Source organism: Parablautia muri (assembly GCF_009917485.1).
GTDB classification, from domain to species: Bacteria; Bacillota; Clostridia; order Lachnospirales; family Lachnospiraceae; genus Suilimivivens; species Suilimivivens muri.
In genome coordinates this window covers 23,595-49,569 of the sequence record NZ_QZDT01000019.1, presented here as the reverse complement: position 1 = coordinate 49,569, position 25,975 = coordinate 23,595, and the positions used below count along the sequence as shown (strand labels likewise).

The window sequence follows — 25,975 nt, the reverse complement described above, 5'->3', positions numbered from 1 at the left end:
TAGATGGGCAAGAGCTTTTTCTGCTGTCCGGATTGAAAATATCCCAAAGCTGTCCGCAGGCTGTGTTAAAGAGCGATAGAAAGGAATTTGAATCAGATGGAGATGAATCATAATATGGACGAAGTGGTCAGGATGCTGGATGCGCTTACGGCCAATGAAGTAAGCCGCATCAAAGTGGAAGCCTCTGAACAAATGGAGGAAGGACAGGCAAAGAAGACTTATCATCATGGAAGATGCGATGTGGGAAGTCCTTATGCCACCGGGAAACTGTATGATTTAGAGGAGCCGATGTGCTAAAATGTGTTTTGCACATATTATGGAAGATAACACCGGAAAGGAGCACCTATGCTGGAGAGGTTTTATCCTGATATTTATATTAGCTCTACATACAAAATAGATTTTGGCAAATATTATAATGCTGGTTATAGGGGAATTATTTTTGACATTGATAACACTTTGGTTACCCATGGGGCGCCGGCAGATAAAAGAAGCAGGAAACTGATAAAGAAGCTGCAGGATATGGGATTTAAGATTTTATTTCTATCCAATAATAAGGAGCCCAGAGTCAAAATGTTTTGTGATGCCGTTGGAGGCAAGTATATTTTCAAGGCTGGGAAACCAGGAAAAAAAGGATACATGCGGGCTATGGAAATGTTAGGAACGAGCAGGGAAACCACTCTTTTTATAGGAGACCAGCTGTTTACGGATGTGTGGGGAGCCAGAAATGCAGGAATTTTTTCCATTCTGGTCCGGCCAATTAATAAAAAAGAGGAAATCCAGATTGTCTTAAAGCGTTATCCGGAAAAAATTGTACTTGCTTTTTACAGGCATAAATGTCAAAAACAGGGAAAAAAATATTTAGAGGAGGGAACAGATGGAGATTAATGGTCATACGAGAACCTGTGGATTGATTGGGAATCCGGTGGAACATACCATGTCGCCGCTTATCCACAATACCTTAGCCCAAAAGCTTTCCCGGAATCTTGTTTACGTTCCTTTTCATGTGGAGCAGGGACAGGTGGCGGATGCCGTAAAGGGTGCCTATGCCCTTAATGTTTTAGGGCTTAACGTCACAGTGCCCTACAAAAGTGAAGTGATAGCCGGACTTTCGCAGATTGATGAGCTGGCACAAAAAATCGGGGCAGTCAATACGTTGGTGCGGGTTGAAGATGGATTTAAGGGGTACAACACGGATATGCCCGGGCTGTATCGCGCCATGTGCAGTGAAGGGATAGAGCTTGAGGGGGAAGATGTGGTTTTGCTGGGAGCGGGCGGCGCGGCCAGGGCAGTTGCCTTTTTGTGTGCCTCCAAAAATGTTTCCCGGGTTTACCTTCTAAACCGCTCTGTGGACAAGGCCCAGGCGGTTGCAAAGGAAGTCAACGAAAAAACAGGAAAAGAATGCATTTATCCAATGGCCCTTGCAGATTACCGCATGCTGCCGGATAAAAAATTTCTGGCAATCCAGGCCACCAGCGTTGGTTTGTATCCGGATGTAGATAAAGCGGTGATTGAGAACCGGGATTTTTATCAAAAAATACATACAGGTTACGATTTGATTTATAAGCCCTTGCAGACTAAATTTATGAAACTGGTGAAAGATCAGGGAGGCAATGCCTTTCACGGGCTTAAGATGCTTTTGTACCAGGGAATCATTGCGTATGAGCTTTGGAATCAACTGTCGGTTTCGGAAGAAATGGCTTTGGAAGTATACGAAATACTAAAGGAAAATTGGAAATAAAGACATGAAAAATAATGTGATATTAATTGGTTTTATGGGCAGTGGTAAGACCAGCGTGGGAATCAGACTGTCTTATCATCTGAAACGGACCATGATTGATACGGATAAGTGGATTGAGCAAAGACAGAAAATGTCAATATCCGATTTGTTTGCAGAAAAGGGCGAGGCGGCCTTTAGGGAGATGGAGACAGACTGCCTGAAAGAATTAATCCGTACGGCTGACCATCAAATTATTTCTGTGGGAGGCGGCCTTCCCATGAGGAAAGAAAACCATGCTTTGCTAAAAGAATTAGGGAAAGTGTTTTATCTCAAAATAACACCCGAAGCGGTTTATGAAAGGTTAAAGTCAGATACCACAAGACCTCTTTTACAGGTGGAAAATCCAAAAGAAAAAATCCGGGCATTGCTTGAAGAAAGGGCTCCTGTATATGAGGCCTGTGCAGATGTGGCAGTGGAGGTTTCGGACAAAACCTTTGAACAGATTATAAAGGAAATATGCGCTGAAAGTAGGTAAAAAACGAAATGGAATGAGAGAAAGGAAAAGCAAAAATGAAGCTGCTGGTTATAAACGGACCTAACATTAATTTTCTTGGAATCAGGGAAAAAAGTGTTTATGGTACACAGGACTATGATTCTTTATTAAAGCTGATTGCGGAAAAAGGAAAGGCATGCAATGTATCGATAGATGTTTTTCAAAGCAACCATGAGGGGGCTGTGATAGACAGAATCCAGGAGGCTTATTTTGACGGAACGGATGGAATCGTAATCAATCCGGGGGCCTATACCCATTATAGCTACGCCATCAGGGATGCGCTTGCAAGCATTACGGTACCAAAAGTGGAAATTCATATTTCAGATATTACAAAACGGGAAGAATTTCGGAAAACGTCTGTGACTGCGCCGGCATGTGACAAACAGATCTACGGGCATGGTCTTGACGGATATTTGGAAGCAATTGATTTTATATTAGAAAATGGTTGAAAAATATCATTTTTTATATTACACTGGTAAAGAATTATAACGTGAAAATTTGAGGAGGAATATTTTATGATTTCTGCAGGTGATTTCAGGAATGGTATTACGATTGAGTTAGATAATAATGTTTACCAGATTATTGAGTTTCAGCATGTTAAGCCTGGCAAAGGCGCGGCATTTGTTAGAACGAAACTGAAAAACATCAAGAACGGCGGCGTAGTGGAAAAAACTTTCAGGCCTACTGAAAAATGTCCACAGGCACGTATTGATAGAAAAGATATGCAGTACTTATATTCAGATGGAGAACTGTATAACTTCATGGACGTTGAAACATATGATCAGATTGCACTTAATGGTGAGGCCGTTGGGGATGCACTCAAATTTGTAAAAGAAAACGAGATGGTCAAGATTTGTTCCCACAATGGAAGCGTTTTTTCCGTAGAGCCGCCTTTGTTTGTGGAGCTGGAGATCATTGAGACTGAGCCAGGATTTAAGGGTGACACAGCCACAGGCGCTACCAAGCCCGCGACAGTGGAAACCGGCGCAAATGTAAACGTACCTTTATTCGTTGAGACCCATGATGTGATTAAGATCGATACCAGAACAGGTGAGTATCTTTCCAGAGTATAAGCCAAAGTAAGATCCTATCAGTAAAAGCTTGAAAGACAATGAGAAGTCATTGTCTTTTTTTGCGCAATTTATTTATACTATTAGGGGAATCTTTAAGACAAATTTCACATCGGAAGCCTGCCGTAAAATCTAATGGAAAATGTCCAATCAAAAATGAATAAAGTCTAATAGAAAATTCACAATCAAAACGATTCATAAAATCTAATGGAAGATTTCTAATTGTAAAATTAGTAAGAAACGAAAAAAAGAAAACGAGGTATTTATGAACAACACATCTATGAATTTCAAATCTTTTACCCAGGCGATATTAGAAAAATTACAGGAAATGCTTGGGGATAATTATTCTGTTTTTTCCCAAAAAGTTAAAAAAAATAATGGAATTGAACTGACCGGAGTAATAGCAAAAAGAAAAGAGCGCAATGCCGCCCCGACAATTTATATCAATGAATTTTATCATGAGGGCATGACGGAGGAGGAAATGAATAAAATTGGGGATCTGTTATATCATGATTTCCAGGCGGCTGAATTTGAGGATAATGTGGATTTGTCAGGATTTACCGAATTTGAAAAAGCAAAAAAGCAGCTTGTTTTTAAACTTGTACATGCTCAGCGGAACGAAGAATTGCTTAAACTGATTCCCCATAAGTTATTTCACAATCTTGCCGTGGTATTTTATTATACGGTTCAGGAACCTCCCTTTTATGGAAAAGCGGCTATTTTGGTCTACAACAGCCATATGCAGCAATGGGGAACAAATTTAGAGCAGTTGTATCAGGCCGCAATGGAAAACGCGCCGGTCTTATTTCCAAGTACGATTGACAGTATGCAGAAGGTCATGGTCGGTATTTTGGAGGAAGAACTGAAGGAAGATATTCTGTCTGATGAAAACAGAAAAGATGACGGTTTGTTTGAGGAAAACTGGGTGGAGGAACTTGCAGGGCAGATGATAGAGGATATGAAAGAAATGAAAATGCCTATGTACGTGCTCACCAACCAGCAAAAGCTTTATGGAGCTGCCTGTATGCTCTATCCGGGCGTGTTAAAAGCCTTCGGTGAAAAAACAGGACAGGATTTTTATGTACTTCCCAGCTCTGTTCATGAAGTGATCCTGGTACCGGCCACGCCCGGCACAGATGAAAGAACGCTTTGGGCAATTGTCACAGAAATCAACCGGACTCAGGTAGCGGAGGATGAAATTTTAGCTGATTCCATCTATTATTATAGTAGAAACATGGACAAGATTCTCCGGATTTCTTAAAAATAATTCTTTTGATACAAAAAACGCTGCGACACGCCACAAGTTGGCCTATTGCATATTAAAACATAGCCCGGCGCCGTACTCCTTATGACGAGGCACCGGGCAGAGGGTATAAAGGATCCTATTTTTTACTTTACATATTTTTTATAAATGACAGACTAGACAATTTGTGTAAGTTATGTTATTATGTTCACGGTGATGTAACAAATTTGTAATATTTTTATGTATGCACCCGTAGTCTAACGGATAGAACGAAGGCCTCCGACGCCTTTAATGCAGGTTCGATTCCTGTCGGGTGCATTTACATCGCCTTTTATGAGGCGGCCGGTCATCTCCGGCTTTTATATTTTAAAAAAGCAGCAGAAAATGTTGTCCAGACATTGGCTAAGCGCTATGCAAATCATTATCAGAAAGGAAATTTATGAGTCATTCAGATCAGAACAAAACGCATGGAATGAAAGAAAAGTTCATATCAGCTGTTAACTGGATTATGGATCATAGTAAGATGATAATGCCACTTGTTCTTGTTTTTTGTGTCATAATTACAATTGTAGTGGCAGTAAATGCAAATCAAAAAAAGGCGCTTGAGAAAGAAGCGCAGCAGACTGCCGTGGCAGTAACTTCCGGGGAAGGCGGATCTGCCCAGGAGGGAGAGGAGGTTCAGATTCCTGAGCTTGAAAAGAATGCATATCCGGAATTGAACCAGTTAATCTCTGACTATTATGATGCTCAGGCATCAGGGGATATGGAAACAATTACTTCATTGAACACCTATTTGAATGAAATTGAGACAATACGTGTGCAGGAATTAAGTAAGTATATTGATTCCTATTCGGTACTGGATGTGTATACAAAGCCTGGAATGGAAGAAAATACCTATGTGGCATATGTTTGCTCTGAGGTTAAGTTTACAGATGCGGATCAGGCGCTTCCAGGAATGCAGACCTACTATATAGGGATTGATGACAATGGAGAATATTTCATAAATGACGGTACTTATGATGATGTCATCTGGAATTATATTAAGGAAGCTACGCTGCAGGATGATGTGGTAGACTTAAATAATAAGATTGTAGTAGAGTACAATGAACTGCTGGCGGAAGATGAAGATCTAAAAGAGTTTATTGCTTATCTGAAAGAAAAGATCAATGAGGATGTAGGAGAAATTTTGGCAGCCGCAGAGATTCCTGAGGAAAATGAGGAGGAGACGGAAGCTGAGCAGGAAACCCAGGAGGAGGAGCAGCCGCAGCAGACCGTAATCCGCACGGTTCGGGCAACAGATGTTGTCAACATCAGAAAGTCTGATAGTGAAGAAGCGGATAAGATTGATAAGGCACAGGTGGGGCAGGAATTTACGCTGCTTGAGGAAAGAGGTAACGGATGGAGTCAGGTTGAATATAATGGCGGCAGTGCATACATTAAAAGTGATTATCTGGAGGTAATCTCTGAGGAGACAACAGATACGGATACTTTAGTGGCAAATAATGAGCAGCCCAGCCAGGAGCCGGAAACGGCACCGGCACCGGCATCTACAACAGCCAGCAGCGGAAGTAATGGTAAGGTCAAAGTAAAGGAAAGCGTTAAGGTACGTAAAAGCGCAAGTACAGATGCGGAAGCCCTTGGCACAGCTTACACAGGGGATGAATTAGAGCTGGTGATGAAACAGGCCGATGGCTGGACCAAGGTTAAGTATAATGGCCAGACAGCTTTTGTTAAGTCCGACTATGTGGAATAAATCAATTGCTTTTACGGTGGAAATTCAGGAATAAAAATGAAATAATCGGTAATAATAAGACAGGGTGGCAATGTCCATCCTGTTTTTTGTAACATAAGGATATTTCGTGAGGCGCGGCATCCGTTGTTATAAACAGATATTCTTCGTACAGATTTATGACGCTGCAATACAGCGGCGTGGAGGTTAATGTGAAAAGTGATGATGTGAGAATCCTGCAGGAAGTTCAAAAAAATACGAAAATGGCTATAAAGGCAATTGATACCATCAGTGAAAAAGTTTATGACGATGACTTATCCATGCATATTACAAGGGAGTCCATGCGGTATGCAGATCTTTATAATAAGGCAACTGATCGGCTGTTGAATGGGAAAGCAGCTTCCTTTCGGGAAACGGGATTTCAGGATATGATGCTCAAAGGCAGCGTGCGGGCAAATACCTTGCTAAATACCAGCACAAGCCACATAGCAGAGCTGATGATACAGGGCTCAAACAGGGGCCTTACCAGTATGTGGAAGGCTGTCAACCATCATGAAAACGCAGGAAATATTTCTATGGAAGTGGCAAAAGAGCTGATGGATTTTGAAGAAAAAAATATCGAACGGCTGAAACAATATCTGTGATGCAATTCATTGAACCATAGAAAATAAGGGGCAAAAAAATGCTAAATGAAAAGAAACTGGGAAAAGGTTATACAAATTATATAAAATATTCTCTGAAACTTTTATCATTTACTTGCTTAAAGTATATTGAGATTTTTGCAAACGCGTTATATAATATTTATGGAAAAGAAAATAAATATGCAGGACAGAGTATCTGTATGTTTTTGTATGGTATTCGGAAATGGTGGAGCCTAAACAATATTGTATACAAGAATACTGTACTACAATTATACTAAACTAAAGGAGGACATATTGTATGTCATATGTTGATGAAGTATTACAGATGGTAATTGATAAGAACCCGGCGCAGCCCGAGTTCCATCAGGCAGTAAAAGAGGTTCTTGAATCTCTCAGAGTGGTAATTGAAGCAAATGAGGAAGCGTACAGAAAAGACGCATTACTTGAGAGGCTGGTTACACCGGAAAGACAGCTTTTATTCAGAGTTCCCTGGGTGGATGACAAGGGACAGGTTCAGGTAAACAATGCTTTCCGTGTACAGTTTAACAGTGCAATCGGACCTTACAAGGGGGGACTTAGATTACACCCCAGCGTAAACCTTGGCATTATCAAATTCCTGGGTTTTGAGCAGATCTTTAAAAATTCTTTGACAGGTCTTCCGATTGGCGGCGGAAAAGGTGGATCTGACTTTGACCCGAAAGGAAAATCAGACAGAGAGGTGATGGCTTTCTGTCAGAGCTTTATGACAGAATTAAGCAAGTACATAGGAGCTGATACGGACGTTCCTGCCGGAGATATCGGTACGGGTGCCAGAGAAATCGGCTATATGTTTGGACAGTATAAGAGAATCAAGGGCGTGTACGAAGGCGTTCTGACCGGCAAGGGACTATCCTATGGCGGTTCTCTGGCAAGAACAGAAGCAACCGGCTATGGCCTGCTTTATCTCACAGAGGAAATGCTAAAATGCAACGGCAAGGATATTGCAGGAAAGACAATTGCCGTTTCAGGCGCCGGGAATGTAGCAATATACGCAATTCAAAAGGCGCAGCAGCTGGGCGCTAAGCCGGTTACGTGCTCTGATTCCACAGGTTGGATTTATGACCCTGAAGGAATTGATGTTGCGCTTTTAAAAGAGATAAAGGAAGTAAAACGTGCAAGACTGACAGAATATGCTGCTGCAAGACCAGAGGCTCAGTACCATGAGGGCAAAGGCGTATGGTCCGTAAAGGTTGATATAGCACTTCCCTGTGCAACACAAAATGAGCTTAACCTTGAGGATGCTAAGACACTGGTAGCAAACGGCTGTTTCGCAGTGGCAGAGGGTGCAAACATGCCTAGTACCATTGAAGCAACAGAGTATTTACAGGCAAAGGGCGTTTTGTTTGCGCCTGGTAAGGCTTCCAATGCAGGTGGTGTTGCTACCTCCGCACTGGAAATGAGCCAGAACTCCGAGAGACTGAGCTGGACTTTTGAGGAGGTTGACAGTAAGCTGAAAGGAATTATGGTGAACATTTTCCATAATATGGATGACGCTGCCAAGAAGTATGGCATGGAAGGCAATTATGTTGCAGGTGCAAATATTGCAGGATTTCTGAAGGTCGCTGATGCTATGACCGCACAGGGTATCGTTTAATTAAAATATAGAAAGATTTGGAATGCCGCATTCACTGGTTTGTTGTGTTTGCGGCATTTTTTATTGAGAGTTTTCAAATTGCGATTGCAGTAGTAAAGCAGGTATGGTAAGATTGCTACACAGAAGTTAGTAATTTTTGCCATATCCAATTTAAGGGATTAGCAATAGGGAGGATGGATTGAAAAATCAGAGATTTTTCAATCAACAAATTTGTGCTTTCGCTCAAATTTAAGGGCGATTGGAAGCATGGAGGACTTGATATGGAGAATAAGCATTTTGCGCTGCTCATCGATGCGGATAACATTTCAGCAAAGTACATAGGAGATATTTTGGAGGAGCTTTCTACCTATGGAATCACCACTTACAAAAGAATTTACGGAGACTGGACCAGCACACAGGCCACCAAGTGGAAGGGGGAGCTTTTGGAAAATTCTGTTATCCCGGTACAGCAGTTCAGCAATACGGTTGGTAAAAATGCTACGGATTCCACTTTGATTATTGATGCCATGGACATTCTTTATACCGGAAATGTGGACGGCTTTTGCATTGTTTCCAGTGACAGTGACTTTACCCGGTTAGCAAGCCGGCTGAGGGAATCTGGAATGGAAGTGATTGGAATGGGCGAGGAGAAAACGCCCCGCTCTTTTAGAGTTGCGTGTACACGATTTGTCAATCTGGAAAACTTAGGGAATCAGGACGAGGATAAGGCAGGGAAAGACAGCAAGGATAACACCATCAGCCGGGAAGTTATTTACAATGCAATTACCAATATTATCAACGAAAATGAAAATAAAGGCAAAAGCGTTGAGCTTGCATCGGTTGGAAACAGGCTGGTGAATATGTATCCTGATTTTGACGTGAGAAATTATGGCTACAGCCTGCTTTCAAAGTTTGTGGAAGATGCAGGGCTGTTTTTATTGGAAAAGAGACAGAATGTGATTACGATTTACTTGAAAGATAATAAACAGTCACAGGAAGAAATAAGAAATTATGTAAAAGAAATTGTCCGTAAGGCAGGTAAAAAGGGAATTGGCATCAGTGAGCTCAGTAATCTGGTGTATAACAAATATGCGAATTTTAATGTGAAGGATTTTGGCTACAGCCAGTTTTCCAAGTTTGTCCAGGGGATTGAAAATGTAGAATTATATCAGGATAAGAACGACAGAAAAAGGGCACGGGAAAAATAGTAAAAAAAATAGTTATGAAAAAATATTGTATCTTTTAATCAAATAGTATATGATAGATCTGTTTAATGTCCATCAGCAGTGGTATTTTACCGCTGCTGATTTCATGCTGGCAGCAGGAGGGAGAGGCTTATGGGAAACATTTTGTATCTGGTGATTCCCTGTTACAATGAGGAAGAAGTACTGTCTGAGACGGCACTTCGTCTGGAAAATAAAATAAACGATTTAATCGGGGAAAAAAAGATTGATGAAAAAAGCCGCGTGATTTTTGTCAATGATGGTTCCGGGGACAGGACATGGGATGTGATTCAAGCGCTGCATCAAAAGAATAAGCTGTTTGGCGGCATTAATCTGAGCTTAAACAGAGGACACCAAAATGCCCTTCTTGCCGGTCTTATGACTGTAAAAGAATATGCTGATATGGTAATTTCTATGGATGCGGATTTGCAGGATGATATTAATGCCATTGACGAGATGATTGATAAATATGTACAGGGAATGGATATCGTATATGGCGTGCGCAGCAGCAGGCAGAAAGACACTTTTTTCAAAAAGGCTACCGCAGAAGGTTTCTATAAAACAATGAATATGATGGGGGCTAATACTGTGTTTAACCATGCGGATTACCGTCTTATGAGCAAGAGAGCGCTTTTGGGGCTTTCCCAGTTTGGAGAGGTAAATCTGTTCTTGCGTGGCATTGTGCCTATGATTGGATACCCTACGGACGTGGTTTACTATGAAAGAGGAGAACGATTTGCCGGGGAAAGTAAATATCCTTTGGGAAAAATGCTGTCTTTTGCAGTAGAGGGAATAACTTCCTTTAGCACGAAACCTCTCAGGATGATAACGTTGCTGGGATTTTTCATTTTTATTGTGAGTATTGGCATGCTGTTATACAGCCTGGTCCGGCATTTTACAGGAGAAACGATTGTTGGATGGACAACGCTTATGGTATCTGTGTGGGCAATCGGCGGACTGATTTTACTCGCTCTTGGCGTAGTGGGGGAGTATATTGGGAAAATATATCTGGAGAGCAAGGGGCGCCCCAGATATATCATTGAACAGTTTTTAAATGATGATAATTGAATTGAAAGGAATGGATGTTAAGAAAGTGGAAGAAAGAAAAGAAATAACGGGAAGTAAACTTAAGTATAGCGAATCGGGAATCTGCCCTGATATTTTAAGAGCTGTGGAGGAAATGGGATTTGAAATCATGACCCCCATTCAGGAACAGGCGATACCGATACTTTTAGAAGGAAAGGATGTGATTGGACAGGCCCAAACCGGTACAGGTAAGACAGCGGCATTTGCAATTCCCATGATTCAGGGGATTGACCCCCAGTTAAAAAAACCCCAGGGCATTATTCTGTGTCCCACCAGAGAGCTTGCAATGCAGGCGTCAGAGGAAATCAGAAGGCTTGCTAAGTATATGCACGGCATTAAGGTGCTTCCGGTTTATGGCGGGCAGGAGATAGGAAAGCAGATCAGGGCCCTTAGCCAGGGGGTTCAGATTATTGTGGGAACACCAGGACGGGTTATGGACCATTTAAGACGCCATACCATTAAAACAACCTATGTGAAAATGATTGTGCTGGATGAAGCGGATGAAATGCTGGACATGGGGTTCCGGGAGGATATCGAAACAATTTTATCCGATATGCCCGAGGAACATCAAATGGCATTGTTCTCCGCTACTATGCCCCAGGCGATTTTGGATATTACAGGAACTTATCAGAAAAATGCGGTGTATGTGAGAGTAACGCCTAAAGAAATTACGGTGGCGGCTATTAAGCAGGCTTACTACCGGGTGGCGAAGAAGGATAAGGTGGCGGCTTTGTGCAGGCTGATCGATTATTATCGTCCTTCCCGAAGCCTGATATTTTGTAATACTAAGAGAATGGTGGACGAGATTACAGGAACCCTTAAAGGGAAAGGATATGAGGCGGAGGGGCTTCACGGAGATTTGACCCAGTATCAGAGAGATACGGTCATGCATCTTTTCAGAAACGGCGGATGTGCTATTTTGATTGCTACGGATGTAGCGGCAAGAGGCATTGACGTAAGCGGCGTGGACGCGGTGTTTAATTTTGATGTGCCGGAGGACATAGAGTATTATGTACACCGGATTGGAAGAACCGGACGGGCAGGGAGAAAGGGTAGATCCTTTACTTTGATATCTGGAAGAGAAATATTTAAAATCCGGGATATTGAGAGAATGTGCCATACAATTATCCGGGAACGCAGTCTGCCTACGGCAGCAGACCTTACCAAAGTGAAATCGGACAGATTGTTTGCACAGGCGGGAGATGTTATAGCGAATGATAGGGAAGAAAATAGGCTGTCCGAGCTTAAGAGCGCGATTGAGCTTGCGGCGCAAGAACAAAATTGCTCCGTGCTTGATTTGACTGCCGCATTTATGCAGATGCATTTGGGAGATGTGCCGGAGGAGATTGAGGAAGAAAAGCCATATTTTGAGAGGAAGAAGTTAGGGAGAAGGGAAAAAGGCAGAGGAAGCGACAAGACTGGAAGGTCTGAAAAAGGCAGAGGTGAAAAATTTGGAAGAAGCGGCAAAGGCGATAGGTTTGAGCGTTTTGGCAGAGCCGGAAAAGGTGAAAAAGCAGAAAATTCCGGCAGACTAGGAAAAGGCGAAAGGACGGATAAAGCAGCCAGGGGCGCTAAGGGAGAAAGAGAGCGCAAGGCGGGTAAAAGGAGCAAGTCTGAAAAAGGCGGAAAATCTGCCAGAGAAATCATTGGGAGAGGATTTCTTACAAAGAAGAAATAAAAAGAGCTGTTTTTGTGGTAAACAGCGATAATTGAAATGATAAATTGAATGAAAACAGCGAAAAAGGGTTTGTCAAAACAGTTTTATATATGTTACTATATTTTGGTGTTTGAACTTATACTTAATTTACAGACTTGGTTAGGAATGAGGAATTTTAAGTATGGACAAAAAAGAAATAAGAAGAAGGAAGATGGCTAAAGCGGTAAGGATACGAAGGAAAAGGCGCAGAAAGAAAGTGGTGATGATAGGCCGCATTGCAGCAGCCGTTTTATTGACTGCTGTGGTAGGAGGGGGAGGCGCCCTTATCTATCATTCTATGCCTGAGACGAAAATTGCAAGACGGTTAGAAGCAGCAGGTGAATTCGTAGAGACCCAAGCCTATGAGGAAGCGATTGCCTCCTGCGAGGAAGCCTTGCAGATTGATTCCAATTCGGTGAAGGCGTACCGGGCTATGGCAGGTGTTTACCTGACCAAGGAAGATCGGGAAGCGGCGGAGCAGGTTTTGTACCGTGGCTGGGAGACCACCCAGGATGAAGGCCTTTTACAGGAATATTGCATACATCTTTTAAATGATGCTGTGGCTGATATTAATGCCGGGAACTGCAATCTTCAGACGTTGGACAAATGCGTTTTAGCGCTTGAACAGGATCAGACGAATCCTGACAGCTATACTTTATTGGATGCATGTTATGAAAGGCTGTTTGAAGGTGAGGAGACAGAGCTTTTTTGCAGTATCCAGGAGGATGGAAGCAGTAGCTTTGATAAGTATTTGGAGCTGATGAACAGGATGCTTGCCATCTACAATACGAATCCGCTTCAGGAGCTGAGAGGAGAAATCATCAAATTTGCGGTCCCGAACAATGCAGCGGTGTGGTTTGAAACGGGACGTATGCAGGACTACCAAAATCTCCTTGGGCAAGTGGCGGCTATTGGGGACGATGGGAAATCAGCCGGGCTTTTGGCCTGTTTGGAAAAGGCAGTGTGGGCACAGGAGACCTTTGCGGAAGCCTTTCGTATTTTTGAGAGCGGTGAATTTGCGCCGATTAAGGACTTTATGCAGTCAGAAGTTTATATCTCAATCCGCGACCAGTTCATTGCAGGAACAATGGAATACTGGGATGGGAAAACATACATACCAGTCAGTAAGGAAAAAGTAAAACTGACCCAGGCAGATGGGCAATGGAAATTTTCTTTCGCAGGCTTTGATGAAAATCCGCAGGCAGATGGCGTCATTAAGGTCTGGGGAGCAAAGCAGGAGGATGCGGGGGTACAGAGAATCTGTATATCCTACGAACCATCACCTGAAAATAGTGAAGAATATCCACATTATAATTATGAGTTTGTGTACCTTTACAGCAATGTAAAGATTAATGGGGTAGATGTTCCACAGATGAATTACCGTTTTGAAACCAGAATTACCACTGAGGAGGGAACCGTATCAGAGTTGATTGGCGACTGGGGCGGTGAACACGAATGGTCAATGGAGTATTAAAAAATGCCGGCATCTTTTCATTAAGATGCCGGTTTATTTATCTAAGGTCAGACTGCCAAGCGCAGGGACCGTTGTTGTGAAAAAAGTTATGCTCTTAGAGTATGCCTTCCGCCATCTGCGCTGTGTGAAGCTTGTAGTAAGCGCCTTTTTTGGCAATCAGTTGGGGGGCGGTGCCTTCCTCAACAATTCCCCCTTTATCAATTACGAAAATGCGGTCAGCTTTTTGAATGGTAGATAACCTGTGCGCAATCACAAAGGAAGTGCGGCCCGCCAAAAGGGCATCAATACCCTCCTGAATGAAAAGCTCTGTCTGTGTGTCAATGCTGGAGGTGGCCTCATCCAAAATCAGGATATTAGGCTTGGAAACCATAGTCCTTGCAAAGGCAAGGAGCTGCTTCTGGCCTGCGGAAAGTCCGCCGCCCCGCTCCGAGAGAAAGGTATCATAGCCTTTTTCTAACTTGGAGATAAAGTCATGGGCGTGAACCGCCTTGGCAGCATCTATGATTTCTTCGTCCGTAGCATCTAGCTTGCCATATCGGATATTATCCTTGATCGTACCGGTAAATAAAAAATTATCCTGGGTCATGATACCCATCTGGCTGCGTAGGCTTTCTATGGAGACGGTCTTTATGTCGTGACCGTCTATGGAAACCGTTCCGTCCTGCACATCATAAAACCGGCTAATCAGATTGACGATAGTGGTTTTCCCTGCACCGGTAGGCCCCACTAAAGCAATGGTTTCTCCTGGGGTTATCTGAAAGCTTACATCGTTTAGCACCTTAGTGCCCTGGTCGTAGGAAAAACATACATGGGAAAATGAAACCGCTCCCTTGATGGGAGGAATCTGGATAACATCATCCGCGTCTATTATTTTGGCCGGCGTATCCATAATTTCAAAAACACGTTCGGCAGCGGCAATATTTGTAATAATCTGGTTATAAAAATTGCTCAGATTCATGATAGGGTTCCAGAACATTCCAATGTAGCTGCCAAAGGCCAAAAAGGTTCCAATGGAAACAGCCTCCACACCTAAAATTTTTATTCCGGTAAAGTAAAGGGCGGCAATCCCTATGCCCCAGGATAAATCAATGACGGATCCCATACCGTCCCCCAGTCGTACAGCACCTACAAATGCCCTTCGGTGAGCATAAAGCAATTCGTCAAAGGTCTGCCTGGTTTCCTCCTCTGCAGTAAAACTTTGGATAATGCGCATACCGGACATATCTTCGTGGATGAAGGCGTTTAGGTTGGAGGATTTTTTGCGGAATTCCTGCCATTTTTTATGGGAATAATACTCAATCAGCCACACGCACACAGCCATCACCGGAAGACTGCACAAAGAAGCGGCGGCAAGAACAGGATTTTTTACAAACATGATAACAGCAACGGCAATAACCGTTGAAAAGTCCGGTATCAGGGTTGTGACAAAGTTGTTAAGTACTTCTTTTAAGGAATTGATATCCCCGATAATGCGCGCAAGGATTTTCCCGGTAGGACGGCTGTCAAAAAAGTGCAGATCCAGGGTCTGAATATGGGAATAAAGCTCCTGTCGTATGGTCAGAAGGATACTGTTGCACACCTTAGCCATAATATACATACGAAGCTTAATTCCGCCAATCATAAGCAGGTTTAAGACAAGCGCAAAGATAACCAGCCTAAGAAGGCCCTGCAAATTACCCTTGGAAATATAGGTGTCAATGGCTTCCTCTATCAAAAGAGGATTTAGTAAGGAGACCAGGATACCAAAGGCTATAATAAGCAGTACCAATATAAGCTCCTTTTTGTAAGCAAAAAGATAGGAGAGCATGCGCAGCAGAGTGCGCACTTTACTTGTTCTTACTATCTCCTCATCTTCTTTATAGGAATTAAAGCTCATGCTGTGATTTCCTCCTTCGGTTTACCGTACTGTGCAAGATAGGTCTGATAGTACAGGCCCCTATGGGCCATCAGACTTTCATGAGTGCCACGCTCGGCAATTCTGCCGTTTTCTAAAATGATGATTTCATCTGCATGACAGACTGCGCTGATACGGTGTCCAATAATAATTTTAGTAGTGTCAGGGAGATCGCGCAGGGTTTCGTGGATAGACTGCTCGGTCTCCATATCAAGGGCGGAGGTGGAATCGTCAAGGACCAGGATAGGTTTTTTCTTGGCCAGCGCCCTTGCAATGGTGATACGCTGTTTTTGACCGCCGGAGAGCCCAACCCCACGTTCCCCAATGACGGTGTCATACTGTTTGTCCATTTTTTCGATAAAACCATTGGCCTTTGCCCGTATGGCGGCATCCCGTACTGCCGGATAAGAAAGATGGCTTTTCTGGCCCAGCTTCACATTTTCCATAATCGTATCCGAAAACAGAAAGACATCCTGCATTACCAGGGAGATGGAGCTGCGCAGCTGCTTTAAGGAAAGCTTTTTGACATCTATATCATCCAGAAAGACGGTGCCGTCTGTGGCATCATAAAGACGCTGCATGAGATAGACAAGAGAGCTTTTACCTGCTCCTGTAGCCCCCATAATACCGATTGTTTTGCCAGGCTCCACGGTAAAGGAGACATCATGGAGAATTTCATGCCGATCCGCCTTGTGGAAGGAAACATGGGAAAAGGTAATCTTTCCCTTAACCTTTGGCAGAATGTAAGGCGTATCGGGATCCGTAATCACCGGTTTTTCCTGGTAGACTTTCCGGATGCGCCTGTTGGAAGCTATGGCGGAAGAAAGGGAGTTGGTAAGCCAGCCCAGCATTTCCATAGGCCATACAATGTTCATGGAGTATTGGATAAAGGCGCTTAAATCGCCCAGTGTCATATCATCTGCCATCACCAGATATCCGCCGATAAACAAAACCACAATAGGCAGAAGTTTGGTAATCATAGACAGGTAAGGGTGATATTTCACAAATAATTTTGACTGCTGCATATTCAGGTCATAGTATTTTTGATTGTGGGAAAGGAATTTGCCTATTTCATATTTTTCCCGGGCAAAGGCCTTTACCGTTCTTACACCTGCCAGATTTTCCTCGGCAACGGTGTTCAGGGAAGCATTTTCTTCGCTGATGGCCTCGTAAACGGCATCTAACTTGTTTTCCATAAAAATAGCAATAGCGGCGGTAACTCCCATGCAGACAGCAGGCAGGATGGAAAGACGCCAGTTTAAGCTGAACATGCAAAACAGTATGATACAGGCGTGTACAATCACCTCAATCAGGAGCATGCCCACATAGGTAAGGCCATCCCAAATTCTGTCCACATCATCCTTTACGCGGCTCATCAGCTCGCCAGTGCTGGTGCGGTCAAAAAATTCCGGGCTCAGGGATTGAATATGGTTGAATAAATCCTGTCTTATTTTAGCGGCAATTTTTGAGCCGGCAACGTCAAAAGTAAATTCTTTGGTATATTGAAATAGAAATCTTCCGACACCCACGCAGAGAATCCCAAGGAGCATAGGAGTCAGTTTTTCAATTTGACCGCCTAAAATCACATCATCCACAATGCGCCGCGTAAGCTGGGGCGAGAGCATATCTAAGGCAACGCTGATGACCATGGAAATGATGGCGAATAGAAAGGGAAATTTGTACTCCCAGATGTAGGTTGTTATCTTTTTCATAAATTCTAATCCTCCCATAAGTGCAAAACAGATAACATAGACGCAATAAATGGATACAAAAAAACAGCCATGGAAATTACCATGACTGTCAGCTTTACAAAGTATATTAAGGTAAGGATTTACGCCAGCTGTCTTAAGAGATAATTATGTACAGGGTAAATCCGACCTAAGCGGAGTAAAACGCAGACCGACAGGTAATTTCACATTTTTGACAATTAAATTTTTGGAGAATCCTGATAAATTGGATACAATTGCTGTATTTTGATGGAACATCTAAATTACCTCCTTTCTGCTGCGCAAATCAACTGATACCAGCATATAATACGCCTTTATGAATCATTCGTCAACTATATTTTTATTGTTTTTTTTTGATAAATGACATAGAATAGTTATTGCTTACACTGCAAAGCTGATGACCGCCTTTCAAAACAGGCATTCTTCATTCGGATTTGTGCTGCCGCCTGGCATTGATGGGGGAGTCAGTTTGAAATATGAAATAAGATATGAAAGTGGAGATAGAGATGGTTTCAATTTTGGCGAAGTTGTTGATTAAGGACTATAAAAGTACGGCGGATATAAAGGTGCGCCAGGCTTATGGTATGCTATGCGGGGCAGTGGGAATTGTCCTTAATATTTTTTTGTTTCTGGTAAAATTTACCGCCGGACAGCTTTCCGCTTCAATTGCAATCACGGCGGATGCGTTTAACAATCTTTCTGATGCCGGATCTTCTATTATCACACTGGTCGGATTTCGCATGGCCGGACAGAAACCGGATCATGACCATCCTTTTGGACATGGAAGGATAGAATACATAGCAGGGCTTTTGGTAGCTGTGATTATTTTGCTTATGGGAGTGGAGCTTTTCAAGTCCTCTTTGGATAAAATTCTGCATCCTGCTCCGGTTGACGCCAGTGCGCCCGTACTTTTTATTCTGGCGGTTTCTATTGGTGTGAAGCTGTATATGTTTGGGTATAACAGCCGGATTAGCAAAAAGATTGACAGCGCTGCCATGATGGCAACGGCGAAAGACAGTATCAGCGACAGCATTTCTACCTTGGTGGTTTTATTGACTACCCTGCTGACATTTTTGACGGATATCCAGATAGATGGATGGTGTGGTATTTTAGTGGCTGCCTTTGTGTTTTGGACAGGGGTGGGAGCTATGAGGGACACAGTAAGCCCATTACTTGGGCAGCCACCGGAACCTGGATTTGTGAAAAGAGTGGAAGAAATTATCATGGAATATAAAAAAGAAGGGGTGCTTGGGATTCACGATCTGGTGGTACACAATTATGGGCCGGGCCGGGTGATGCTTTCAGTGCATGTTGAGGTGCCCTCTAGTGGAGATATATTGGTTTTACATGATATGATTGACCTGATTGAACACAGGCTTGCGCATGAACTTAACTGCAGCGCTGTAATCCATATGGACCCTGTATGCGTGAATGATGAACGAACGAATCAGATTAAAGAGGATGTGGCTAAAATAGTGAATGAAATGGAGGGAAATGTGACCTTTCATGACTTTCGTATCGTACATGGTCCCACTCATACAAACCTGATATTTGACGTGGTGGTGCCTTTTGATTATACACTGTCGGATGGTGAAGTGGTGGATTATTTGAAAAACAAAATTAATCAAATAAATAAAAAATATATTGTTGTGATCGAGGTGGATAAAGCATATGCATAGCTTAAAGCATATGCATAACCTGGTGTGAATAAAACTTTACATGTAGGATAGTAGAAAGATATAGAGTCTCATAAAAGACAGATGACAGGATAAGAAAGATGGGATTAGGAAAGGTTATATTTTTCGTGGCATGTTTTGCTTTCGCAATAAAATATGTACAGTTCGGTTATTGGAAGGCGGGCATGGTTTACGGTCTTTTGTTTGGTGTATCTCAGACCTTAGGGAAGATGATTTTAAACAATTATGTAGGAAATATTTCATTGGATGGGGTAAGATTTGCGAAAGAGTATGCCGTTTCCTTTATTGTGGTGACAATGGGAGCAGGCGGTATGGCGGCGCTTGCCTTTGCTTTTTTTGAATGGGTTGGTAAAAGACAGAAGAAACCGGCGTATCAAGAAAAAAAATATAAAGAAAAAGGACTTAAAACCCAAATAAGCTTTCCACTTATATATGCTGCTATGCTGTTATGTTATCTTCCCTGTTTGATAGCATATTTTCCGGGATGTATGAGCTACGATTCCTGGTACATAACCCTGGAAGCTTTGGGGATAATCGGTTTTGATAACCATCATCCTTTTTTACATACATTTTTATGGAGCATTTTTGCGCATATGGACGAATGGCTGGGAGTAAAACAGATTGGAATTGTGCTGTATACCATTACGCAGCTGCTTGTTATGGGAGCAATTTATGCCTATACATGTGTATGGATTTCCAGAAGAAATTTACCAAAGCCTTTCATGAAAATTGCGTGTGTTTATTATATGTTTAATCCGGTGTTCCATATTTTCACGCTGATTTTAACAAAGGATGTGCTGTTTTCAGGGCTTTTTTTATTGTTAAATATTGCGCTGGTTGATTTTACTGAGGCGGTTTGCGGAAAGGGAACGGTTCATATGGAACGGTATCTGCAACTTAAGCTGACAATTTTGCTTCTATTATGCTGTCTGTTCCGCAACAATATGATTTATGTGGTAATTGCTTTTACAATCTTTTTATGTCTTGGTTTCCGTGTATCTTTTTTCCATTGTAAAAGTTTTTTCGTTGCCATTTGTCTATTTTACCTTATTACTAAGGTAGTGTATCCGGGAGTTGGCGTGGCTAAGGGAAGTATCAAGGAAATGCTGTCGGTTCCATTAAGCCAGATAGCATTGGTATATCATCACAACGAAGGTGATAGCATAGGGGCAGAGGAAAAAGAGCTGATTGTAAAATATATGCCCAGTGTAGAACAGTATGACCGGTTCTTTGCGGACCCCATTAAGTCGGATTTTAATGAACATGCATTTGAGGAAAATAAGGGAGAGTTTTTCCGATTATGGGGAAGGCTTTTCAAAAAATATCCGGTTGTTTATGGAAGGGCGTTTTTGGCATTAAATTTACCCTTATGGTATCCGCAAATGGAATCTGTGAGGGAGTATATTGAAACAGATAATTACAGCCAGGATTATCCTGTGGAGAGAAAAGGATGGCTGCCTCAGGTATATAGCTGGTATGAGGATGTTTCTGAAAATAAAGCCGTATGGATGCATCTGCCAGTTTTGAGGCAGTTATATGCAATTGGTGTACCGATCTGGGTTTTGCTCTTTTTCAGTATGTGGTTTGGAATGAGTAAAAGAAAAGCTGCGGTATCGGTGGTTGGTTTAAGTATTTTATTATGGATGACTTACCTGTTAGGCCCTGTCAGCAGCTTTAGATATGCAGAGCCGTTGCTTTTGACATATCCTTTGTGGTTTGCACTTGGTACGATACCTTAAAAGGCGAGTATTCTTCATCTGTATTATGCTGCCGCGAAACGGCAACATGGAGGTTTGAATGAAAAATTTGAAAATAAATATGGTCAGATTTTGCCTTAGCCTATGTATGATTCCGATTCTGTTTATGCTGGGAAGTGTTTTTGTGTGGTCAATGGAATCACTTTGGTGGATTGCCTGTGCAGGGGTTGGAGGAGTGTTTGTTTATTTACTTTATGTGGGCAGCAAAAAGGAGAACTTTTTTGACCGGAACTATCAATACATAGTGATTTCTTTTTTGATGGTTATTGGAGCTTTTCAACTTTCAAAGGCGCAGGAGCTGCGCTTTATACCAAGTTTTGATTTGGATGCAATTTATGGAGGCGCGCTAGAGTGGTTAAGAACAGGAACCTTTGCGGGATATTATGATTATTTTGACTGGTTTCCCAATAATCTGGGCGGGTTGTCACTGCTATATTTTTTCTTAAGGGTAGGCTCACTTTTCTCCTCCGACTATTTTTGGATTGCGGCCTGCGGCAACGAGATACTGCTTTTGCTTACCTACCTGTTTATCAGTTTATCGGCGCGGAAACTTTGGGGAAGCTGCTGTGGGGTGATTGGGCTTATAATGGCCGGATGTATGGTGCCGCTGCTTTTTATGACAGATGCCTTTTACACAGATTCCCTGTCCATTTTGTTTCCGGTTTTCATATTTTATCTATCACTTAAAATAGAAGAATCTAAAGGCAGTAGAATTTGGGGATGGTGCGCACTTTCAGGATGGATCGTTATCTTTGGCACGTTGGTAAAGTCAACAGTGCTTATAATAGCGGTGGCAATTTTAATGTCTTTTCTGATTAGAAAAAAGTGGTTAAAGGCCGGTGCGTATTTCGCCTGTGTGGGTGTTATCTGCACGGTGGTTACTTTCTTATTTCACCAATATATATATACCTATCATTTAGACCCAGCATTGGCCCAGGTGAAAAATACGCCTTATAGCCATTGGATTATGATGGGACTTAATGGAGAAGGTGGATACAATCCGGAGGATTATGAATTTACCCGTTCTTTTCATGATCCGGAAAAAAGGAATCAGGCGATTAAAAAAGAAATTCAAGGCAGAGTTTCTAAGAAGGGAATAAAAGGTATGGCTGAGCTCTATGCGGTAAAGCTTTACAGATGTTTTGGGGATGGAACGCTTGGCCTTTCGGATTTTTTGGATGATTCTCCCGAAAAAGAATCGGTGCTGCACGAATTTCTTTTGTATGGCGGGAAACAGTATGGATTGTACCATGGCTTTTGCTGTTGTATTCTTTATGCTTTTTTACTTTTAGGCATCATTTATGTGTGGATAGTCTGTATAAAAGGGGGCACAGGCACAAAGGAGTGTGCGGGCAGCGCCATTGCTTTGCCGATTGCTCTGTGCGGTTTAATCCTTTTTTTGATGAATTGGGAGGTTAGCCCTAGATACATTACAAATTATGTGCCTGTTCTTTTGCTGTTAGCAGCAGGTGGAAGTAAAGAATTGGTTTGTATGGCACAGGAAAGAAAATGGAATAAAAAGGGAATGGCTGTTATGGATAAGTATGGGAAAGAAATAAAAATTTTTACGACAGCAATTTTATTTCGGGTGTTAGTCTATCTGTTTTCCGTGTGTATGATGGCAATTTTGGGAGATTTTTCAGAAGGGATTGCTTTTTCCGATTTTTTGGAAGCTTGGAAAAGATGGGATTCTGCCCATTACATCAACATTGCGGAAAACGGATATGGAGGGGCAATTGAAAATGGCGAACATATTTTTCTTGTGTTTTATCCTCTGTACCCCTGGCTGATGCGGACATTGAATTTGGCAGTGGGCGATATCCGTCTGTGCGGTATTTTGATATCTATAATAAGTTATGCTGTTGGCTGCGTTTTTTTCCGCCGGATTGTGAAGACGGAATATGGTGAAAAAGCGGCAGGGAATGCGCTGATACTGCTTAGTATTTTCCCGTTTGCATTTTTCTTTGGTTCTATTGCAACCGAGTCTTTGTTTTTTGCAATAACGGCTGCTTTTTTTTACTGTCTGAGGAAACATGAGTGGGGAATGGTAGCATTATTGGGCTTTTTTGCCTGCCTGACTAAAGTACAGGGATTGTTGCTGGCATTTTCGGTATTAGTGGAATTACTTTATGCGGAAAAGGGATTTTCCCTTTTAAGAGATAAAAGATGGAAAGACTTTTTCGGCAAAGTAATTTGGCCGGGGTGCATCTGTGCGTTGATGCTGGGAGGTTTTTGGATTTACCTTCTCATCAATTATCTTGTGGAGGGTGATTTCCTTAAATTTATGTATTATCAGAAAAACCATTGGGGAAACGCATTGTGCCCTATATGGAAAACCATTGGATATATAAAGGATAACGCTTTAGGAGGCTGGTACACTTCCACGGGAATGAGCCTGTGGGTGCCGGAGCTTTTCCTGTTTGCTGTGTATCTGATTGCAATTGTGTACGGAGTATGTAAAAAGCTTCGGCCTATGTATCTGGTCTATCTGATAACCTTTTTCATGCTGACCTATTCTTCCACATGGCTAATAAGCGCTGGCAGATATACGTTGAGTGCACTGCCAATCTTTATGCTTGCGGGAGAAGGGGTGGAAAAAAAGGAAAAGTGGAAAATTCCGGTGGTGACAGCTTCGGCTATGGCAATGATGCTTTATATGACGGGCTATTACAGCTGGAAACAAATCATGTAAAAATAATTTATGCGGGGGTTTTCCAAGCGTCCTCTGGCCAATATATGAAAAGTAACCGGCTGTTACCATTTAATAGTAACAGTTCAGCCCAGGACTTTGCATTTACTGCAAAGTCCGTGAGAACATGTAAATACAGCCAAGAGGGAATCTGCCCCTCGCTGCAGGCGACTTGGAATGGGCAGATTCCGTAACAGGGAAGCCGAAAGGCTGAACTGTTACCATTTAATAAAGAAAATTGCCGGGAAATTCTTGCAAGGGATAGAGATTGTGTGTATAATTTCTAATGAAATTGTTTTTACAATAACAAAATGGAGATAGATGAAAAATAAAAAGGAGAACAGCGATGAAAAAACCTACAGTATTAATGATTTTAGACGGATACGGTTTAAACGACCGCAAAGACGGCAATGCCGTAGCCCAGGCCAATACCCCGGTTATGGATAAGCTTATGGCGCAGTGCCCTTTTGTGAAAGGAAATGCAAGCGGCATGGCAGTAGGACTTCCTGAAGGACAGATGGGAAATTCTGAGGTTGGCCATTTAAATATGGGAGCAGGGCGTATTGTGTACCAGGAGCTTACAAGAATTACAAAAGAGATTCAGGACGGCACTTTTTTTGAGAACCCCGCCCTTTTAAAGGCTGTGGAGAATTGTAAGAAAAATGATTCCTCCCTTCATATGTTTGGACTTCTTTCAGATGGCGGCGTTCACAGCCACAATACACACTTGTATGGACTGCTTGAACTTGCCAAAAGAAACGGCCTTTCCAAGGTGTATGTACACTGCTTTTTGGATGGACGGGATACCCCTCCGGCAAGCGGCAAGGGATACGCCCAGGCGTTGGAAGCTGAGATGCAGAAAATCGGCGTAGGGGCCATTGCGTCCGTTACAGGCCGTTATTATGCAATGGACAGGGATAATAACTACGATAGAGTGAAGCTGGCATACGATGCCCTTACCAAGGGAGAAGGTCTGCAGGCGCCAAGCGGCCCGGAGGGAATTCAGGCATCCTATGACAGGGAAGAAACGGATGAATTTGTAAAGCCCACTGTGGTTGTGAAGGACGGCAGCCCAGTGGCAACCATAAAGGACGGAGATTCCGTTATATTTTTCAATTTCAGACCTGACCGTGCAAGAGAAATTACCAGAAGCTTTTGCGATGATGATTTTAAGGGCTTTGAGAGAGGCAAAAGGCTTGATCTTACTTATGTGTGCTTTTCCGATTACGACCCAACGATCCCCAACAAAGAGATTGCGTTCCATAAGATTTCTGTCACCAATACCTTTGGCGAATGGTTAGCGGCTCACAACATGAAGCAGGCAAGGATTGCGGAGACTGAGAAATACGCGCATGTAACCTTCTTCTTTAACGGCGGTGTGGAGGAACCTAACGAGGGAGAAAACAGAATTTTGGTAAATTCCCCTAAGGATGTGGCGACCTATGATTTGAAACCGCAGATGAGCGCATATGAGGTTTGCGATAAGCTGGTAGAAGCAATCAAATCAGGAGAATATGATGTTATCATTATCAATTTTGCAAATCCTGATATGGTTGGACATACCGGTGTGGAGGCAGCTGCCATCAAGGCAGTGGAGGTAGTGGATGAATGTGTGGGAAAAACGGTTGAGGCAATCAAAGAAGTGGACGGACAGATGTTTATCTGTGCGGACCACGGAAATGCGGAACAGTTAGTTGACTATGAAACGGGAGCGCCCTTTACCGCACACACCACAAACCCGGTTCCCTTCATTATTGTAAATGCGGATCCGGCCTACACGTTAAGAGAGGGCGGATGCCTGGCGGATATCGTTCCTACTTTGATTGAGATGATGGGAATGGAACAGCCAAAGGAAATGACAGGAAAATCTTTATTGAACAAAAAATAATCCAATCCAGGATGTTGAAACAGCAAACCGGAATGAATGAAATATAAAAAGAAATATAATAAATTAGCCGTCTGCTTTAGAGATATCTATCAGATATGATATCCAAAAGCGGGACGGCTATTTTTTATAAAAGTTCCGGGCAAACTGTTAATATTTTGTTAAGCTGTGTTTTTTTACTTGACGGTGGAGCCGTATCATTATAATATAAGTGTATTAATAATGTTAGTACACTAAAGACTGCAAATTGAAAAAGTCGGCTTCGCTGTATCAACAAGCGGC

Annotated in this window: 20 protein-coding genes and 1 tRNA gene; 19 read left to right on the top strand and 2 right to left on the bottom strand. The window is 42.5% G+C overall.

The window, feature by feature from the left end; genetic code table 11:
- Positions 1-96: 96 nt before the first annotated feature.
- The 15 genes from D5281_RS12545 (at position 97) to D5281_RS12480 (ending at position 14,044) form a co-directional block, all read left to right on the top strand.
- Positions 97-297: a hypothetical protein gene (locus tag D5281_RS12545; protein WP_160560493.1), complete on the top strand. Its 201-nt coding sequence runs from the start codon at positions 97-99 to the stop codon at positions 295-297.
- A gap of 48 nt (positions 298-345) precedes the next feature.
- Positions 346-885, top strand: coding sequence for a YqeG family HAD IIIA-type phosphatase (locus tag D5281_RS12540; RefSeq protein ID WP_160560492.1), 540 nt, complete (start codon positions 346-348; stop codon positions 883-885).
- Positions 875-1,738, top strand: coding sequence for a shikimate dehydrogenase (gene aroE / locus D5281_RS25700; RefSeq protein ID WP_277935341.1), 864 nt, complete (start codon positions 875-877; stop codon positions 1,736-1,738). Before D5281_RS12540 ends, aroE begins: the two co-directional genes overlap by 11 nt.
- 4 nt (positions 1,739-1,742) lie before the next feature.
- On the top strand, positions 1,743-2,252 hold the full coding sequence (locus D5281_RS25695) for a shikimate kinase (protein ID WP_277935340.1): 510 nt from the start codon (positions 1,743-1,745) through the stop codon (positions 2,250-2,252).
- Between the two features lie 35 nt (positions 2,253-2,287).
- Positions 2,288-2,719 (top strand): type II 3-dehydroquinate dehydratase, encoded by a 432-nt coding sequence (gene aroQ / locus D5281_RS12530; RefSeq protein ID WP_160560491.1) that lies wholly within the window; start codon positions 2,288-2,290, stop codon positions 2,717-2,719.
- A gap of 66 nt (positions 2,720-2,785) precedes the next feature.
- Positions 2,786-3,343 (top strand): elongation factor P, encoded by a 558-nt coding sequence (gene efp / locus D5281_RS12525; RefSeq protein WP_160560490.1) that lies wholly within the window; start codon positions 2,786-2,788, stop codon positions 3,341-3,343.
- Between the two features lie 262 nt (positions 3,344-3,605).
- Complete coding sequence (locus tag D5281_RS12520; protein WP_160560489.1) at positions 3,606-4,601, top strand: DUF5688 family protein; 996 nt, start codon at positions 3,606-3,608, stop codon at positions 4,599-4,601.
- Positions 4,602-4,829: 228 nt separating this feature from the next.
- A tRNA-Arg gene (locus D5281_RS12515) sits at positions 4,830-4,901 on the top strand.
- Between the two features lie 121 nt (positions 4,902-5,022).
- On the top strand, positions 5,023-6,336 hold the full coding sequence (locus D5281_RS12510) for an SH3 domain-containing protein (RefSeq protein WP_160560488.1): 1,314 nt from the start codon (positions 5,023-5,025) through the stop codon (positions 6,334-6,336).
- A 188-nt stretch (positions 6,337-6,524) separates the two neighbouring features.
- On the top strand, positions 6,525-6,956 hold the full coding sequence (locus D5281_RS12505) for a hypothetical protein (RefSeq protein ID WP_330585001.1): 432 nt from the start codon (positions 6,525-6,527) through the stop codon (positions 6,954-6,956).
- 295 nt (positions 6,957-7,251) lie between these two features.
- Positions 7,252-8,586: an NADP-specific glutamate dehydrogenase gene (gene gdhA, locus D5281_RS12500; protein WP_160560486.1), complete on the top strand. Its 1,335-nt coding sequence runs from the start codon at positions 7,252-7,254 to the stop codon at positions 8,584-8,586.
- 260 nt (positions 8,587-8,846) lie between these two features.
- A complete protein-coding gene (locus tag D5281_RS12495) occupies positions 8,847-9,773 on the top strand; it encodes an NYN domain-containing protein (protein WP_160560485.1) in 927 nt (308 codons plus the stop codon).
- A 129-nt stretch (positions 9,774-9,902) separates the two neighbouring features.
- Positions 9,903-10,856 carry a glycosyltransferase gene (locus tag D5281_RS12490; RefSeq protein WP_160560484.1) on the top strand — a complete coding sequence of 318 codons (954 nt, stop codon included), beginning with the start codon at positions 9,903-9,905 and terminating at the stop codon, positions 10,854-10,856.
- Positions 10,843-12,552 (top strand): DEAD/DEAH box helicase, encoded by a 1,710-nt coding sequence (locus D5281_RS12485; protein WP_277935339.1) that lies wholly within the window; start codon positions 10,843-10,845, stop codon positions 12,550-12,552. The genes D5281_RS12490 and D5281_RS12485 overlap by 14 nt, the downstream gene beginning before the upstream one ends.
- A gap of 160 nt (positions 12,553-12,712) precedes the next feature.
- A complete protein-coding gene (locus D5281_RS12480) occupies positions 12,713-14,044 on the top strand; it encodes a tetratricopeptide repeat protein (RefSeq protein ID WP_160560483.1) in 1,332 nt (443 codons plus the stop codon).
- Positions 14,045-14,138: 94 nt separating this feature from the next.
- On the opposite strand, the gene D5281_RS12475 is transcribed toward D5281_RS12480, so the two are convergent.
- Both D5281_RS12475 and D5281_RS12470 read right to left on the bottom strand, forming a co-directional pair.
- Positions 14,139-15,920, bottom strand: a complete 1,782-nt coding sequence (locus D5281_RS12475; protein WP_160560482.1) for an ABC transporter ATP-binding protein — start codon at positions 15,918-15,920, stop codon at positions 14,139-14,141.
- Entirely contained in the window at positions 15,917-17,650 is a 1,734-nt protein-coding gene (locus D5281_RS12470; RefSeq protein WP_160560481.1) for an ABC transporter ATP-binding protein, read from the bottom strand. The genes D5281_RS12475 and D5281_RS12470 overlap by 4 nt, the downstream gene beginning before the upstream one ends.
- A 521-nt stretch (positions 17,651-18,171) precedes the next feature.
- On the opposite strand from D5281_RS12470, the gene D5281_RS12465 reads away from it, so the two are divergent.
- From D5281_RS12465 to gpmI, 4 genes are all read left to right on the top strand, one after another.
- Positions 18,172-19,344, top strand: coding sequence for a cation diffusion facilitator family transporter (locus D5281_RS12465; RefSeq protein ID WP_160560532.1), 1,173 nt, complete (start codon positions 18,172-18,174; stop codon positions 19,342-19,344).
- Positions 19,345-19,442: 98 nt separating this feature from the next.
- Positions 19,443-21,101: a DUF6020 family protein gene (locus tag D5281_RS12460; protein WP_160560480.1), complete on the top strand. Its 1,659-nt coding sequence runs from the start codon at positions 19,443-19,445 to the stop codon at positions 21,099-21,101.
- A gap of 58 nt (positions 21,102-21,159) precedes the next feature.
- A complete protein-coding gene (locus D5281_RS12455) occupies positions 21,160-23,811 on the top strand; it encodes a glycosyltransferase family 39 protein (RefSeq protein WP_160560479.1) in 2,652 nt (883 codons plus the stop codon).
- A gap of 343 nt (positions 23,812-24,154) precedes the next feature.
- Entirely contained in the window at positions 24,155-25,696 is a 1,542-nt protein-coding gene (gpmI, locus tag D5281_RS12450) for a 2,3-bisphosphoglycerate-independent phosphoglycerate mutase (RefSeq protein WP_160560478.1), read from the top strand.
- Positions 25,697-25,975: the final 279 nt, after the last annotated feature.

Coding starts and splice junctions, on each gene's coding strand:
- D5281_RS12520 (WP_160560489.1), top strand. CDS start 3,606: ATGAACAACACATCTATGAATTTCAAATCTTTTACCCAGGCGATATTA.
- D5281_RS12545 (WP_160560493.1), top strand. CDS start 97: ATGGAGATGAATCATAATATGGACGAAGTGGTCAGGATGCTGGATGCG.
- D5281_RS12455 (WP_160560479.1), top strand. CDS start 21,160: ATGAAAAATTTGAAAATAAATATGGTCAGATTTTGCCTTAGCCTATGT.
- aroQ (WP_160560491.1), top strand. CDS start 2,288: ATGAAGCTGCTGGTTATAAACGGACCTAACATTAATTTTCTTGGAATC.
- D5281_RS12540 (WP_160560492.1), top strand. CDS start 346: ATGCTGGAGAGGTTTTATCCTGATATTTATATTAGCTCTACATACAAA.
- D5281_RS12510 (WP_160560488.1), top strand. CDS start 5,023: ATGAGTCATTCAGATCAGAACAAAACGCATGGAATGAAAGAAAAGTTC.
- D5281_RS12475 (WP_160560482.1), bottom strand. CDS start 15,920: ATGAGCTTTAATTCCTATAAAGAAGATGAGGAGATAGTAAGAACAAGT.
- D5281_RS12470 (WP_160560481.1), bottom strand. CDS start 17,650: ATGAAAAAGATAACAACCTACATCTGGGAGTACAAATTTCCCTTTCTA.
- D5281_RS12465 (WP_160560532.1), top strand. CDS start 18,172: ATGGTTTCAATTTTGGCGAAGTTGTTGATTAAGGACTATAAAAGTACG.
- D5281_RS12495 (WP_160560485.1), top strand. CDS start 8,847: ATGGAGAATAAGCATTTTGCGCTGCTCATCGATGCGGATAACATTTCA.
- D5281_RS12490 (WP_160560484.1), top strand. CDS start 9,903: ATGGGAAACATTTTGTATCTGGTGATTCCCTGTTACAATGAGGAAGAA.
- D5281_RS12460 (WP_160560480.1), top strand. CDS start 19,443: ATGGGATTAGGAAAGGTTATATTTTTCGTGGCATGTTTTGCTTTCGCA.
- aroE (WP_277935341.1), top strand. CDS start 875: ATGGAGATTAATGGTCATACGAGAACCTGTGGATTGATTGGGAATCCG.
- D5281_RS25695 (WP_277935340.1), top strand. CDS start 1,743: ATGAAAAATAATGTGATATTAATTGGTTTTATGGGCAGTGGTAAGACC.
- gdhA (WP_160560486.1), top strand. CDS start 7,252: ATGTCATATGTTGATGAAGTATTACAGATGGTAATTGATAAGAACCCG.
- D5281_RS12480 (WP_160560483.1), top strand. CDS start 12,713: ATGGACAAAAAAGAAATAAGAAGAAGGAAGATGGCTAAAGCGGTAAGG.
- D5281_RS12485 (WP_277935339.1), top strand. CDS start 10,843: ATGATGATAATTGAATTGAAAGGAATGGATGTTAAGAAAGTGGAAGAA.
- gpmI (WP_160560478.1), top strand. CDS start 24,155: ATGAAAAAACCTACAGTATTAATGATTTTAGACGGATACGGTTTAAAC.
- efp (WP_160560490.1), top strand. CDS start 2,786: ATGATTTCTGCAGGTGATTTCAGGAATGGTATTACGATTGAGTTAGAT.